Origin of the sequence: Micromonospora zingiberis (assembly GCF_004331455.1) — a bacterium.
In the GTDB taxonomy this organism is placed as follows: Bacteria; Actinomycetota; Actinomycetes; order Mycobacteriales; family Micromonosporaceae; genus Micromonospora; species Micromonospora zingiberis.
Window position 1 is genome coordinate 234,727 of the sequence record NZ_SJJR01000001.1, and the last position, 13,779, is coordinate 248,505.

At 72.1% G+C, this 13,779-nt stretch carries 13 protein-coding genes; 3 read left to right on the forward strand and 10 right to left on the reverse strand.

Going from position 1 to position 13,779, the window contains the following annotated elements; genetic code table 11:
• Nucleotides 1–43: 43 nt before the first annotated feature.
• Nucleotides 44–238: a CsbD family protein gene (locus E0H26_RS01070; RefSeq protein ID WP_131299679.1), complete on the reverse strand. Its 195-nt coding sequence runs from the start codon at nucleotides 236–238 to the stop codon at nucleotides 44–46.
• 152 nt (nucleotides 239–390) lie between these two features.
• Here E0H26_RS01070 and E0H26_RS01075 point away from each other — a divergent pair, with 152 nt between their 5' ends.
• Nucleotides 391–999, forward strand: a complete 609-nt coding sequence (locus E0H26_RS01075) for a histidine phosphatase family protein (protein ID WP_131299681.1) — start codon at nucleotides 391–393, stop codon at nucleotides 997–999.
• Nucleotides 1,000–1,074: 75 nt separating this feature from the next.
• Here E0H26_RS01075 and E0H26_RS01080 read toward each other — a convergent pair whose 3' ends face one another.
• The 6 genes from E0H26_RS01080 to E0H26_RS01105 all read right to left on the reverse strand — a co-directional run bounded on the left by E0H26_RS01080 (nucleotide 1,075) and on the right by E0H26_RS01105 (nucleotide 8,467).
• Nucleotides 1,075–2,760, reverse strand: coding sequence for a CDP-glycerol glycerophosphotransferase family protein (locus E0H26_RS01080; protein ID WP_131299684.1), 1,686 nt, complete (start codon nucleotides 2,758–2,760; stop codon nucleotides 1,075–1,077).
• Nucleotides 2,757–4,211 carry a polysaccharide pyruvyl transferase family protein gene (locus E0H26_RS01085; RefSeq protein WP_131299687.1) on the reverse strand — a complete coding sequence of 485 codons (1,455 nt, stop codon included), beginning with the start codon at nucleotides 4,209–4,211 and terminating at the stop codon, nucleotides 2,757–2,759. The genes E0H26_RS01080 and E0H26_RS01085 overlap by 4 nt, the downstream gene beginning before the upstream one ends.
• A 325-nt stretch (nucleotides 4,212–4,536) precedes the next feature.
• Nucleotides 4,537–5,034, reverse strand: coding sequence for an Lrp/AsnC family transcriptional regulator (locus tag E0H26_RS01090; protein ID WP_131299689.1), 498 nt, complete (start codon nucleotides 5,032–5,034; stop codon nucleotides 4,537–4,539).
• Nucleotides 5,035–5,164: 130 nt separating this feature from the next.
• Nucleotides 5,165–6,307 carry an acyl-CoA dehydrogenase family protein gene (locus E0H26_RS01095; RefSeq protein WP_131299691.1) on the reverse strand — a complete coding sequence of 381 codons (1,143 nt, stop codon included), beginning with the start codon at nucleotides 6,305–6,307 and terminating at the stop codon, nucleotides 5,165–5,167.
• Nucleotides 6,304–7,419: a M24 family metallopeptidase gene (locus tag E0H26_RS01100; protein ID WP_131299694.1), complete on the reverse strand. Its 1,116-nt coding sequence runs from the start codon at nucleotides 7,417–7,419 to the stop codon at nucleotides 6,304–6,306. Before E0H26_RS01100 ends, E0H26_RS01095 begins: the two co-directional genes overlap by 4 nt.
• A 67-nt stretch (nucleotides 7,420–7,486) precedes the next feature.
• Nucleotides 7,487–8,467 (reverse strand): GlxA family transcriptional regulator, encoded by a 981-nt coding sequence (locus E0H26_RS01105; protein WP_240741949.1) that lies wholly within the window; start codon nucleotides 8,465–8,467, stop codon nucleotides 7,487–7,489.
• 151 nt (nucleotides 8,468–8,618) lie between these two features.
• Here E0H26_RS01105 and E0H26_RS01110 point away from each other — a divergent pair, with 151 nt between their 5' ends.
• Together E0H26_RS01110 and E0H26_RS01115 are read left to right on the forward strand one after the other, a co-directional pair.
• On the forward strand, nucleotides 8,619–9,389 hold the full coding sequence (locus E0H26_RS01110; RefSeq protein WP_131299697.1) for a DJ-1/PfpI family protein: 771 nt from the start codon (nucleotides 8,619–8,621) through the stop codon (nucleotides 9,387–9,389).
• A gap of 213 nt (nucleotides 9,390–9,602) precedes the next feature.
• Nucleotides 9,603–10,511 carry a 5'-3' exonuclease gene (locus tag E0H26_RS01115; protein WP_131300473.1) on the forward strand — a complete coding sequence of 303 codons (909 nt, stop codon included), beginning with the start codon at nucleotides 9,603–9,605 and terminating at the stop codon, nucleotides 10,509–10,511.
• Nucleotides 10,512–10,580: 69 nt separating this feature from the next.
• On the opposite strand, the gene E0H26_RS01120 is transcribed toward E0H26_RS01115, so the two are convergent.
• The 3 genes from E0H26_RS01120 to E0H26_RS01130 are packed head-to-tail and all read right to left on the reverse strand — an operon-like array spanning nucleotide 10,581 to nucleotide 13,698.
• Nucleotides 10,581–11,399 carry a sugar phosphate isomerase/epimerase family protein gene (locus tag E0H26_RS01120; RefSeq protein ID WP_131299699.1) on the reverse strand — a complete coding sequence of 273 codons (819 nt, stop codon included), beginning with the start codon at nucleotides 11,397–11,399 and terminating at the stop codon, nucleotides 10,581–10,583.
• A complete protein-coding gene (locus tag E0H26_RS01125) occupies nucleotides 11,396–12,550 on the reverse strand; it encodes a dihydrodipicolinate synthase family protein (RefSeq protein WP_131299702.1) in 1,155 nt (384 codons plus the stop codon). Before E0H26_RS01125 ends, E0H26_RS01120 begins: the two co-directional genes overlap by 4 nt.
• Nucleotides 12,547–13,698, reverse strand: a complete 1,152-nt coding sequence (locus E0H26_RS01130) for a Gfo/Idh/MocA family protein (protein WP_131299704.1) — start codon at nucleotides 13,696–13,698, stop codon at nucleotides 12,547–12,549. Before E0H26_RS01130 ends, E0H26_RS01125 begins: the two co-directional genes overlap by 4 nt.
• Between the last annotated feature and the right edge of the window lie 81 nt (nucleotides 13,699–13,779).

A 13,779-nucleotide genomic window follows, 5' to 3' on the forward strand; every position in this document is an offset into this window, starting at 1 on the left:
GAGGGCCGCCGGATCTGTCCGGCGGCCCTCTTCCATTGGCGCGTCACCGGGTGAACGCGTCCTTGGCGTCACGGCCGGCGTCCTTGACGTTCTCACCGGCCTGCCGCGCCCGGGCCTCGGCCTGTGCGCCGGCACCCTCAGCGCGCATGCGCTCGTTGTCGGTCATGTCGCCGATGCGCTCCTTGGCGGCGCCGCTCATCTCTTCGACCTTGTTCTTCGCCTTGTCGGTGAAGCTCATGTCGCCTCCTCTGCTCCGCCTGGGGCGTGGCGCCCCTCCGTGTTGGTGTCCCCCGGGCTCGCGGACGGAAACCCGTGCCGGGTGGCACATCGCGTAAGGCGTCCTAGGAAGCTAGGTGATCGGGGATTCGCGGCGGCTGGTTAACTGGGCCAATGGGACAGATCACGCTCGTCCGGCACGGCGCGACCGCCTGGAGCACCAGCCACCGGCACACCTCGTACACCGACCTGGAGCTGACCCCCGACGGCGAGCGACAGGCCCGCGCCCTCGCTCCCGCCCTGGCCGACCAGCGCTACGTCGCGGTGCTGAGCAGCCCCCGCCTGCGGGCGGTACGCACCGCCCAACTGGCCGGCCTGACCATCGCCGACACCGACGAGGACCTGGCCGAATGGAACTACGGCGAATACGAGGGACGGACCACCGACGAGATCCACCACGACCATCCGAGTTGGAACGTCTGGACCGACGGATGCCCCGCCGGGGAGTCCCCCAGCGAGGTCGGCGAACGCGTCGACCGCCTGCTCCACCGGCTGCATCCGCTACTCGACCGGGGCTCCGTCGCCCTCGTCGGACACGCCCACTCGCTGCGTGTCCTGGGCGCGCGCTGGGTCGGCCTGCCGCCGTCGGCCGGCGGACTGCTGCGTCTGGACACCGCCACCCTCAGCCTGCTCGGCCACGAACACGGGCGGCGGGTCATCCTCCGCTGGAACCACACCCCCGCCCCGCCGACCGCGCCCGCCGCCTCGACAGCCCGGCACTGACCGGCCCCCCACCAACGACGACTGGCCCCGGTCCAGCGCGTGCCACGCCGGTACCGGAGCCAGTCACCCGTCAGATCAGAGGTAACGACCCGCCTCGTCGAGGAAGTGCTGCGCGTACCCCTCCGCCGGGATGTCGCCGAGGTAGTACTTCTTCAGGTCGTGCCGGGTCGCCGCGAGCGGATCGCTGCCCAACAGGTCGTCCAGGACCAGGTCGAGATTCGCCACCCGACCGCTGTGCGCGTCGATCACATACGACGCCCGGGCCAGCGGGAAGGCGTCCGTGAACCGGTCCCCCGGCGTCGAGACCGCGACCATGGCGAACGGCTTCTCCGAGAACAGGTAGTCGGCCACCACACTGGACACGTCCGACACCATCGCGTCCGAGGCGTTGAAGCAGTCCACCACCGACATCTTCGTCTCGGCCTCGGGGCCGAACACGTGCGGCCGACCGTTGGCCCGGCGGTCCTCGGCGAGCAGCGTCTTGATCCGCTCGGACTCCTGCAACAACGCCGCCGAGCGCATCGTGTACGGATGCGGCCGGAAGACGATGCTGCATCCCCGGGCCACCAACGCCTTGATGATGTCGTAGCCGACGTGCAGCGACGAGTAGTTCGAGTCGGCGTAGAAGCCGGCCCAGGTCGGGGCGTACAGGACCCGGGGAGCGGTGATCGAGGCGATCGGCGTGGTGGCGATGGCGACGTTCTCCACCTGCGGACGACCCACGATGCTGAACATCTCCGCCGGCATGCGCACGCCGTTGGCCGCGAACCGGTCGACCGCGGCCTGGCCGGCGACGAAGTTCTTGTCGTACATCCGGAAGACCGGGTTGTGGCTCGGCACCTTGTCGCTGTCGCCGTGGTTGAGCTGGATGTGCGTCAGGTTCGTGTACCGGACGAGGTGGTTGTTCCTCGTCGCGGTGTTCACGTAGAAGGCCGCCCGCAGCGACGGGACGATGACGTCGTCGAGCTGGGTCAACCCCGTCCGCAGCACCACCGGCGCCGTGGTCAGGCGCACCACCTCGTTGAAGTTGGCCTCGGAACGCACCAGCACGAAGTACTTCTTGCCGAGCCGCTCCAGATAGGGCAGCCACATCGCGACCTGGTACGCGGTCCCGGCCGGTGCCTCCCAGTGCAGCAGGAAGGCCGGCTCGTAGGCGGCCAGCGCCGCGTTCAGCCTCGTCTCGCTGGCGTGCCGGGCCTGTACCCGGGTCACCGCCTGCCAGCCGGTGAACGCCAGCAGCGCGAGCGCCGCGGCCGACACCACCAGCGCGACCACCCCGGGGGCGCCGAGGAACGCGCAACCGAGCGCGACCACCACCGCGACGCCGTTGACCAGCACCGCCCGGCTGGTGTTGGGGCGCAGGTTGGGCCGCAGGCCGCTGCCGCGCAGGTTCGCCGAGACCGGATAGACCGAGCGGGAGGTGGCCGACACCGCCGGCTCGGCGAGGATCGCCAGGGCAGCACCACCGACACCCAGCGCCAGGGCGACGTCTTGCCCGCTGTGCACCACGCCGAGCAGGTAGGCGCAGGCCAGCAGGAGCAGGCGGGTCACCACGGTCGACCCGGAGGGAACCGAGCCGCCGCGCAGTGCGTTACGCCAGGTGTAGCCGAGCAGACCGACCGCGACCAGGGCCGGGGCCAGCGCCCACAGCGGGGAGGCCGCCACCGCCGCCAGCAGCAGGGCGATCAGCGCCGCCACCTCGGCCGACAGGGTGGGTAGCCGGCCCGCCAGCCACCCACGCAGTCCGGACTTGCCGGTCACCGCCCAGCGCCCGTCGACGTACCGTTCATCCGCAGCACCCGGCTGACCCGGCCACGCCAGCTCGCCAGGAAGTTCTGCTGCACCTTCAATTCCTTCTCCAACTGGGTTACCCGCTCCTCGAGTGACTTGTATCCGCGGGGCTCGCGGAAGGGGGGTTCGAAGTCATAGGCAGGTCGGGCCAGGTCGCCGTCGTGGCCCTGCCGCAGCCAGCGCAGGCGCGACATGATCTGCCGCCGCCCGACGGTGTCCGAGGCCATCAGGGTGTGCACCGGGCCGGGGAACTTGGCGGCGGCGAGCGCCTTGTCGTAGGCGGGGTTCTCCTTGCCCGGCTGGAACACGTGCTCAAGGTCGTTGTGCTCGAGGAACCGCAGGTAGGTCTCGAAGGTCGGGGCCTGCCGCGGCGCGAAGGTGTCGAAGTCGGCTTCCTGGTAGAGCTGCTGCGCGTCGACATCCGGCGGCAGGTCCGCGTAGAGGCGGTAGGGGATGCCGTGGTACTCGGCGAGTTCGACCGTCCGCGAGTCGTGGGCCAGCACGACCGCCGGCGTGCCGGCCAGCACGGCGGCGACGTTGCCGTGGATGCGGGTGCCGAAGGCGAAGTGCTGCTCGGCCATGAACTCGACCCAGGTCGAGGTGTCCACGAAGAAGCGCATCCGGTCGTTCTCGTACAACGGGTGGTCGGTGTGGATCGGCATCCGCTTGTTGCCGACCTTGGCCGGGTTCTCGCCCCAGAGCATGAGGGCGAGCCGGTGGTGCTGCTGCGGCACGATCACGCTGTTGGGGTAGCGGTTGGTGTTCGCCTCGACCAGCCGGTCGACCCCCTTGACCTTCGGGGTGTACGAGATCGCCAGTGGACTGTCGTAGCTGAGCCGGTCGACCTTGCGTACCAGCGGCCCGAGCGGCCCGTTGCCGAACATCGACGGGCAGCCGATCACGCGTACGTGCTCGTCACCGAAGCCCAGGTACTTCAACATCCGGGCGGTGTACTCGCCGCGCACGCCGATCGAGGCGGAGCGGTCCAGCACCGCGCGGGTGAACCGGGTGACGATGCGCTTGTACTCGTCGGGGAGGGTGTCGAAGTCGGTGCCGTACGGCAGCTGGGCGCCGATGCCGACCACCGTGACCGGGATGGTCAGCTTCTCGATGACCTTGGCGAGCCGTTCCAGATGCGGCAGGAACGTGTCCCGGTAGGAATTCGCCATCGGCAGGACGAACCGGTCGAACTCCTCGTTCGTCCGGTCGATGTACCGGCCCAGGTGCACCGGGCGTTCGTGCACGTACGAGTTGGCGACCAACTCGGCGTCGGGCACGCTCAGCGCCCGGAAGACGGCGCTGTAGAACAGCATGTTCCCGGAGTTCGACCCGAACACACCCAGCCGCGAGGTGGCCAGACTCTGCTCGTGGGACAGCACGGTTGCCGGGTGCTTGCCGGCGCGAACGAGAATGCGCGTCATGAGCGGACTCCGCACACCGTGTGGCTGAACCTCGACCGTAGCGGTCGGAACATCTCATCCTCCCCTTGACGACACGCCGAGCGACCCGCTGTCGAGGCACCATTCAGGTGACACCGGGCGGCCGCCGCCGCTCATGATCGGGTCTCACTTCCGCAGAATCAGGGATGGATCCTAGCTCCGCATCCGGGGAGTCGACCGCACCGGGGGTCGGGTGTTCTCGATCATCTCGACCCATTTGGCACAATCTCCTCGGCTCGCGGCCGAGCCCGCTTCGTCCCCGACGTCGGATCGGGGCGGCCGGCCGCCCCGGGGCCGCCGAACCCGGCTACGAGCCGGGCGACTCGGCCGGGACGCCACGCTGCCGGAGCTGGTCCGCCGGCTGCGCCACCTTCGGGGGACGGTGCTCGTAGGGGGTGGAGAGCACCACCGTGGTCCTGGTGGTGACGTTGGCCGAGGTGCGGATCTCCTGGAGCACCCGCTCCAGGTCGGCCGGGCCGGCCACCCGCACCAACAGCAGGTAGAAGTCCTCCCCCGCGACCGAGTAGCACGAGTCGATCTCGGGCAGATGAGCGAGCCGTTCCGGCGCGTCGTCGGGCTGCGAGGGGTCGAAGGGCCGGATCGCCACGAAGGCGGTCAACGGCAGGTCGAGCGACTCGAAGGAGACCCGCGCCGCATAGCCCTTGACGACCCCGCGCTGCTCCAGCCGGCGTACCCGCTGATGCACCGCCGAGACCGACAGGCCAACCTTCTCCGCGAGGTCCGTGTACGACAGCCGACCATCGACGGTCAGTGCCGCGACGATGGCCCGATCGATCTCCTCCACGGCGTGCAACCTACCGGGAAAGCGCCCGATGTGCGACGTACCGGCCCGGCGAATCTCGCGCTCGGCGATGAGTCGACTCCGCCTGGTACGGCCGGCACCGCCCGGTGGGTCGGTGCCGGCCGGCCCCGGATCAGCCCTTGGCCAGGGACCGGGAGATCACCAGCCGTTGAATCTGGTTGGTGCCCTCGACGATCTGCAGCACCTTGGCCTCCCGCATGTAGCGTTCCACCGGGTGGTCGGCCACGTAACCGGCGCCGCCGAGCACCTGCACGGCGTCCGTGGTCACCCGCATCGCCATGTCGGTGGCGAACAGCTTCGCCTTCGCCGCCTCGATCGAGTACGGCCGGCCGGCGTCGCGCAGCCGCGCCGCGGCCAGCGTCAGCGCCCGGGCGGCGGAGATCTGGGTGGCCAGGTCGGCCAGGATGAACCCGAGGCCCTGGAAGTCGATGATCGAACGGCCGAACTGCTGGCGCTGGCGGGCGTAGTCCACCGCGTAGTCCAACGCCGCCTGGGCCAGCCCCACCGCGCAGGCGGCGATGCCGAGCCGGCCGGAGTCCAGCGCGGACATGGCGATGGTGAAGCCGTTGCCCTCGCCGCCGACCAGCCGGTCGGCCGGCACCCGGGCGTCGTCGAAGACGAGCTGTGCCACCGGGGAGGAACGCAGGCCCATGGTGCGCTCGGCGACCTGCGGCGCGATGCCCGCCGTCGTCCGGTCGGCGAGCAGGCAGGAGATGCCGCGCGGGCCGGGACCGCCGGTGCGGCAGAAGATGTTGTAGAAGTCGGCCACCTGGGCGTGGGTGATCCACGCCTTGGTGCCGGTGACCACGTACTCGTCGCCCGCGCGGACCGCCTTCGTGGTCAGCGCCGCGGCGTCCGAGCCACCCTGCGGCTCGGAGAGGCAGTACGCCCCCAGCAGCTCGCCGCCGATCATGTCCGGCAGCAGCTTGCGTTGTTCGTCGGTGCCGAACGCGGCGACCGGGTAGCAGGACAGGGTGTGCACGCTGACCGCCTCGGCAACGGCGAGCCAGCGGCTGGCCAGGATCTCCAGCACCTGGAGATAGACCTCGTACGGCTGGGCCGCACCGCCGTGCTCCTCGGCGTACGGCAGCCCCAGCAGACCGGCCCGGCCCAGGGTGCGCAGCACCTCCCGGGGAAACTCGGCGCGCTGTTCGTACTCGGTCACCTTCGGCGCGAGTTCCCGGTCGGCGAGTTCGGTGGCCAGCTCCAGCAGGTCGTGGGCCTCGTCGGTGGGCAGGATCCGGTCGACAGTCATAGTGCGATGAGCTCCGTGGGGGTGGTGTTGAGCCGTCGTACGCCGTCGGTGGTGCAGACGACGATGTCCTCGATCCGGGCACCGTGCCGCCCGGCCAGGTAGATGCCCGGTTCGACGGAGAACGCCATCCCCGCCGCCAGTGGGCGGTCGTTGCCGGCCACCACGTACGGCTCCTCGTGGCCGTCCAGGCCGATGCCGTGGCCGGTGCGGTGCAGGAAGGCGTCGCCGTAGCCGGCGGCGGCGATCGGCTCGCGGGCGGCGGCGTCGACCGCCTCGGCGCGTACGCCCGGGCGGACCGCCGCCACGGCGGCGCGCTGCGCGGCGTGCAGCACCGCGTAGTAGTCGCCGAACTCGGCCGGCGGCCGGCCGCCCACGGAGTACGTGCGGGTGCAGTCGGAGCGGTAACCCGAGGGCATGGTGCCGCCGATGTCCACCACCACCGGCTCGCCCGCGCCGATCGGCCGATCCGAGGTGCCGTGGTGTGGGCTGGCCCCGTTCGGGCCGGCGGCGACGATGACGAAGTCGACCGTGACGTGCCCGGCGGCGCGGATCGCGGCGGCGATGTCGGCGGCCACCTCGATTTCGGTACGCCCCGGCCGCAGCCACTCACCCATCCGGGCGTGCACGGCGTCGATCGCCGCGCCGGCCTCGGCGAGCGCGGCGATCTCCGCGGCCGACTTGTGGATCCGCAGTTCCCGCAGCACCTCCGAGGCGAGTCGCTGCCGGGCACCGGGCAACGCCGCGCGCAGTGCGAGGACCTGCTCGGCCCACATCCGGTCGGCCAGGCCCACCGCGTCGGCCGGCCCGTCGAACGCCGCCGCCACCAGCGGGTACGGGTCGGTGCCGTCGGCGTGGTCGACGATGCGTACACCGGTGGCCGGCGCCGGGGACGCCTCGGCCGCCGGCCGTTCCAGGGTCGGCACGATCAGGGTCGGCGTACCCTCGGCGGGCAGCACCAACAGGGTCAGCCGTTCACCGGCGTGGGCGTCGTAGCCGGTCAGGTAGCGCAGGTCGGAGCCGGGGCTGAGCAGCAGCGCGTCCAGGCCCGCGGCGGCGGTGGCGCGCTGCGCGGCGACCAGCCGCTGCGGCGGGTACAGTTCCTCGGATCCCACCCCGACAGCTTAACGGTCGTTTGGGTGCGGTGGTACGGACGGGCCGGCCTTCTCCGGCCCAGACCGGTCAGGGAAACTGGTCGGAGCGGTCCAGCGCCGAGGTGTGGAAACGACGGCGGTAGTCCGTCGGGGTGACGCCGACGACGCGGACGAAGGCGCGACGCATCGTTTCGGCCGAGCCGAAGCCGCATCGGCGGGCGATGGTGGCGACGCCGTCGCCGCCGGACTCGAGCAACGTCCGGGCTTCGCGCACCCGTACCTGCTCGACGTAGCGGGCCGGGCTGGTCTCCAGCTCCCGACGGAACAGGCGGGTCAGCTGACGCTCGCTCACCGCGACGCGGTGCGCCATCTCGGCCAGCCGATGATCCGCCGCGGGGCGCCTCCGGATGTCGTCGAGCACGCGGCGCAGGGTCGGATCGCGCGGTGTGAACCGGTCGGCCGCGGTGTCGAACTGGGCCTGGCCGCCGGGACGCGCAAGGAAGACGAGCAGGTTCATGGCGACCACCCGGGCCCGGTCGGCGCCGAGGTCCTCGGCGACCAGCGCCAGCGCGAGGTCGATGCCGGCGGTCACCCCGGCGGAGGTGAGGACCGGGCCATCGCGTACCCAGATGGCGTCGGGCTGCACCGCGACGAGGGGGAACCGGGTCGCGAGGTCGCCGCAGACGGCCCAGTGGGTGGTGGCCCGCCGACCGTCCAGGAACCCCGCCCGAGCCAGCAGCAGCGCACCGGTACAGATCGACGCCACCCGCCGCGCCCGGCCACCGATCCGCCGCACCTCGGCGACGAGGCCGTCCGGCGGCCGGCGGCCGGAGTTCGGCGAGTATCCGGCGACCAGCACCGTGTCCACGTCACCACCGACGTCCGCCAACGCCAGGCCGACATCCAGCCGTAATCCGACGTCGGTGTGGACGGCCCGACCGTCCGACGACGCGAGCCGGATCCGGTAGGCGCCGGTGCAGTGGAGCACCTGCAACGGTCCGGCCAGGTCCATCAGGACCACCCCGTCGTACACGACCAGGACGACATCACGGACTGCGTCTGCCACCACGACGACGCAGTCTGCCCGGGCCGCTCCTCGCGCGTCCGGAGCGGCCCCCGAACCGGTACGGGAAACCACGGATCCGGACCCGTACGCCTCGGATCCGGACCGACCGCCAGCCGGCCGGAACCGGCACCGCGACCCCGGCGACCGCTACGACATGACACGTCACTCCCCGCCCTTCGCGGCCGTCTCACGGCGTACCGCCCTCGGTGCCGGTCTCGTCGTCGGCGCCGCCGCGCTCGCCGGCGCCCCACCGGCCACCGCCGCCGCGCACGGCAGAACTTTCGACCGAACCCCCGCCACGACCTGGTCACCGACCCGCCCGCTGCGCGTGCAGGTCGTCATGTTCGACGGCATCGAGGAGCAGGACTTCATCGGGCCGTACGAGGTGCTGACCATCGCCCGCAACGCCGCCCGCGCCCCCCTGACCATCGACTACGTCACCGCCGACCGCCCCCGCACGGTCACCGCCGGCGGCGACACCAGGGTCAAGGTCGGCAAGGGATGGTCACCCCGGCAAGCCGACCTCCTGATCGTGCCGGGCAGCGGCTTCACCGGACCGGACCGGCCCGGCGTCGAACTGGAGATCAACAAGGGTCACCTACCGAGGAAGATCGCCAGCGCGCCGCGCGACGGGCTGGTGATCGCCTCGGTCTGCACCGGCGCGCTGCTGCTCGGCGCCGCCGGACTGACCCGGGGCCGTCCGTGCATCACCCACCACATGGTCAAGGACAAGCTCGCCGCGTACGGCGGCATCGTCACCGGGGCCCGCGTGGTCGACGACGGCGACCTGGTCACCTGCGGCGGGGTGACCTCCGGCCTCGACCTGGGGCTACACCTCGTGCGCCGCGAGTTCGGCGCGGACGCCGCCGACCTGGTGACGCGGATCCTCGAATACGAGCCCCAGGGCACCGTCTGGACCCGCTGACTCCCGCATCGCCGCAGGATCGGCGCCACGGCGCCCAGCACCCGGACGGGGCGGGCCGGCGCGTTCTCCGGGACACCGAGACCCAGGGGGCGCGCCGGCCGACGGTTGCCAACCCGCTCCGACCCAAGCCGCCGCTCGTGGGCGTCGTGCCGGTCGCGGCGAACGTCGGTGGGGTGTGCCAGGCTGTCGGACGTGGCACAGCAGACCCCGATCATGCTCGTCGACGCGCCGAGCCTCTACTTCCGGGCCTACTTCGGCATCCCCGAGTCGGCCGCGAAGACCACCGACGGGCAGCCGGTCAACGCCGTACGCGGCTTCCTCGACATGCTCGCCCACCTGGTCCGCACCCGCCGGCCGGGTCGGATGGTGTGCGCGATGGACCACGACTGGCGACCCGACTGGCGGGTGGCGCTGCTGCCGTCGTACAAGGCGCACCGGGTGGCGCCCGAGGGGGGTGAGGTGGTGCCGGACACCCTCACCCCGCAGGTGCCGATGATCCTCGACATGCTCGACGCGCTGGGCATCACGGTCGTCGGCGCCTCCGGCTACGAGGCCGACGACGTGCTCGGCACCCTCTCGGTCAGCCAACCCGGGCCGGTCGAGGTGGTCTCCGGCGACCGCGACCTGTTCCAGTTGGTCGACGACGAGCGCGGGGTACGGCTGCTCTACATCGGGCGGGGCGTGGCCAAGCTGGAGGACTGCGACGACGCGGCGGTGCGCGCCCGCTACGGCGTACCGGCACAGCGGTACGCCGAGTTCGCGGCCCTGCGTGGCGACCCGAGCGACGGGCTGCCCGGGGTGGCCGGCGTCGGCGAGAAGACCGCCGCCCGGCTGGTCGACCGGTACGGCGACATCGCCGGAATCCTCGCCGCCCTGGACGACCCGGCCTCCGGTTTCGCGCCCGGCCTGCGCGCCAAGCTCGACGCCGCCCGGGACTATCTCGCGGTGGCGCCGAAGGTGGTCCGGGTCGCCCTGGACGTACCGCTACCCGCGCTGTCCACCGAGTTGCCGGTGGCGCCGGCCGCCCCCGAGCGGCTGATCGAGTTGGCCGAGCACTGGAACCTGGCCGGCTCGACGCGCCGCCTCGTCGACGCCCTCGCCACCCGCGCCGACGCGGCCTAAACGGGGATCGTGGTGCGCCTGCGCCCCTCAAGAGGCACATTCGCACCAAGATCTTTCCGATCCGGTCGTTCAGGCGACGTCGCGGAGGTAGCCGGTGATGGCCGCGGCGAGCACCTCGTCGCCGGGGCGGGCCCAGACCTCGGCGTTGAAGACCTCCACCTCGATCGGGCCGGTGTAGCCGGCCGCGTCGACCGCCTCGCGCAGCCGGCGCAACTCGATGCAGCCGTCGCCGGGCAACGCCCGGCCGAGCAGCACCCCCGCCGGCAACGGGGTGATCCAGTCGCAGACCTGGAACGAGGCGATCCACTCCCCGGCCCGGGCGATCTGCGCGTACACGGTGTCGTCCCACCAGACGTGGTAGGCGTCCACCACGACGCCGACCACGCTCGGGTCGAAGTGTTCGGCGATGTCGAGGGCCTGGCCGAGGGTGGCGATGACGCACCGGTCGGCGCTGAACATCGGATGCAGTGGTTCGATGGCCAGGGTGACCCCGGCGGCGTCGGCGTGTGGGGCGAGTTCGGCGATCGCGTCGGCCACCCGGGCCCGGGCCCCGTCGATGTCCCTGCTGCCGGCCGGTAGGCCGCCGGAGACCAGCACCAGCACCGGTGCGCCGAGGGTGGCGGCCTCCTCGATGGCCCGCAGGTTCTCGTCCCGCCAGTCGTCGGCGGTGAAGAAGCCGCCCCGGCACAGAGTGGTCACCGACAGACCGGCGTCGCGGACCAGTTTGGCGGCGCGTCCGAGGCCGTACTCGGCGACCGGTTCCCGCCACAGGCCGATGCCCGGCACGCCGGCGGCCACGCAGCCGGCCACCACGTCGGGCAGCGGCCAGTGTTTCGTGGTGGCCTGGTTGAGGGAGAAGCGGCGCAGGGCCGCGCGGTGGTCGGTCACTGGGTCACCCCGGCGACGGTGAAGTAGGCCCGGGCGCGGGCGGCGGCCAGGTCGGCGTCGGGTAGCAGGCCGGCCGCGTCGGCGAGGGTGAGCAGGGTGGCCAGGTGGGCCGGGGACCGGCCGGACTGCACACCGCCGACCATGGTGAAGTGGTCCTGGTGACCGGCGAGCCAGGCCAGGAAGACGATGCCGGTCTTGTAGTACCAGGTGGGCGCGGCGAACAGGTGCCGGGCCAGGGGCACGGTGGGGTCGAAGATCTCGTCGTACCCGGCCAGGTCGCCACGGTCGAGGGCGGCCAGCGCGGCGGCGGCGGCCGGTGCGATGGCGGCGAAGACGCCCAGCAGCGCGTCGGAATGCCCGGTGTCGTCGCCCTTGATCAGCTCCGGATAGTTGAAGTCGTCGCCGGTGTAGAGGCGGACCTCGTCCGGCAGCCGGCGGCGCAACGCCACCTCCCGCTGCGCGTCGAGCAGCGACACCTTGATCCCGTCCACCCGCGCCGGGTGGGACTTGATCAGCTCGACGACGGTGTCGGCGGCCAGGTCCAGCTCGGTCGAGCCCCAGTAGCCGGTCAGCGCCGGGTCGAACATCGGGCCGAGCCAGTGCAGCACCACCGGGCCGTCGGCCGCGGTCAGCAGTTCGTCGTACACCCGCAGGTAGTCCTCGGCGTCGCGGGCCGCGGCGGCCAGGTGGCGGCTGCACATCAGCACCGGCACCGCGCCGGCGGCCTGCACGTCGGCGAGCTGTTCGCGGTAGGCGGCGGCGACCTCGCCGAGGGTGGCCGGGCCGGGCGGGAGCTGGTCGGTGGCGACGCCGGCGACGATCCGGCCGCCGGCCGCGCGGGCCTCCGCCGCGCTGCGCCGGATCAGCTCCCGGGTGGCCGGGTAGTCCAGGCCCATGCCGCGCTGCGCGGTGTCCATCGCCTCGGCCACCCCGAGTCCGTACGACCAGAGGTGCCGACGGAAGGCGAGGGTCCGGTCCCAGTCCAGCACGGCCGGGGTGCCGGGAGTGTTGTCGGCGCCCGGGTCGGCCACCACGTGCGCGGCGGCGTAGGCGATCCGGCTACGCGGCGGACCGTCCGGGCGGGGGTGCCCGGTGCCCCCGGCCAGCCGCAGTCGCGCACCACCGGGCAGGGTGACCGTCGTGCCGCTCACAGCGCCAGCTCCGGCACCTCGACGCGGCGACCCTCGCGGGCCGAGACCAGGCCCAGCTCGGCGAGTTGCACGCCCCGGGCTCCGGCCAGGAAGTCCCACTGGAACGGCTCACCGGCGACCACGTGCCGCAGGAACGCCTCCCACTGCACCTTGAAACCGTTGTCGAAGTCCTCGTTGTCCGGCACCTCCGTCCACTGTGACCGGAACTCCTCGGTGACCGGAAGGTCCGGGTTCCACACCGGCTTGGGGGTGACCGCCCGGTGCTGCACCCGGCAGCGCCGCAGCCCGGCCACCGCGCTGCCTTCGGTGCCGTCGACCTGGAACTCCACCAGTTCGTCGCGGAACACCCGGACGCACCAGGACGAGTTGAGCTGGGCGATGACGCCGCCGGCCAGCTCGAACACCGCGTACGCGGCGTCGTCGGCGGTGGCCTGGTACGACTGGCCGGCCTCGTCGACGCGGCGCGAAACGTGCGTGGCGATGGTGGCGGAGACCGCCCGCACCTCACCGAACAGCTCCGCCAGCACGTAGTGCCAGTGCGGGAACATGTCGACCACGATCCCGCCGCCGTCTTCGGCCCGGTAGTTCCACGACGGACGCTGGGCGGGCTGCCAGTCGCCCTCGAAGACCCAGTAGCCGAACTCGCCGCGCACCGACAGCACCTGGCCGAAGAAGCCGCCGTCGAGCAGTCGCTTGAGCTTGCGCAGCCCGGGCAGGAACAGCTTGTCCTGCACCACTCCGGTGCGTACGCCGGCGGCGCGGGCCGCGCGGGCCAGGTCGAGCGCGGCGGCGGTGTCCTCGGCGAGCGGCTTCTCGGTGTAGATGTGCTTGCCGGCCTCGATGGCCTGCCGGATGGCCTTCTCCCGCTGCTGGGTGACCTGGGCGTCGAAGTAGATCTCGACGTCGTCGCGGGCCAGCGCGGCGCTCAGGTCGGTGGTCCAGTCGTCCAGCCCGTGCCGTTCGGCGATCTCCCGCAGCTTGTTCTCGCTGCGTCCGACCAGGACCAGGTGCGGCCAGACGGTGGTGCCGTCGGCCAGCGGCACCCCACCGGCGGCCCGGATGGCCAGCAGGGAACGCACCAGATGCTGCCGGTATCCCATCCGGCCGGTGACGCCGTTGACGATGATGCCGATCGACCTGCGGGTCATGGCGGTCCTTCCGTCGGTACACGTGCAGGTAAGCGCTTTCCTGGCTAGCCTAGGCTGGTCGCCCACCCTCAGGCAAGGGCT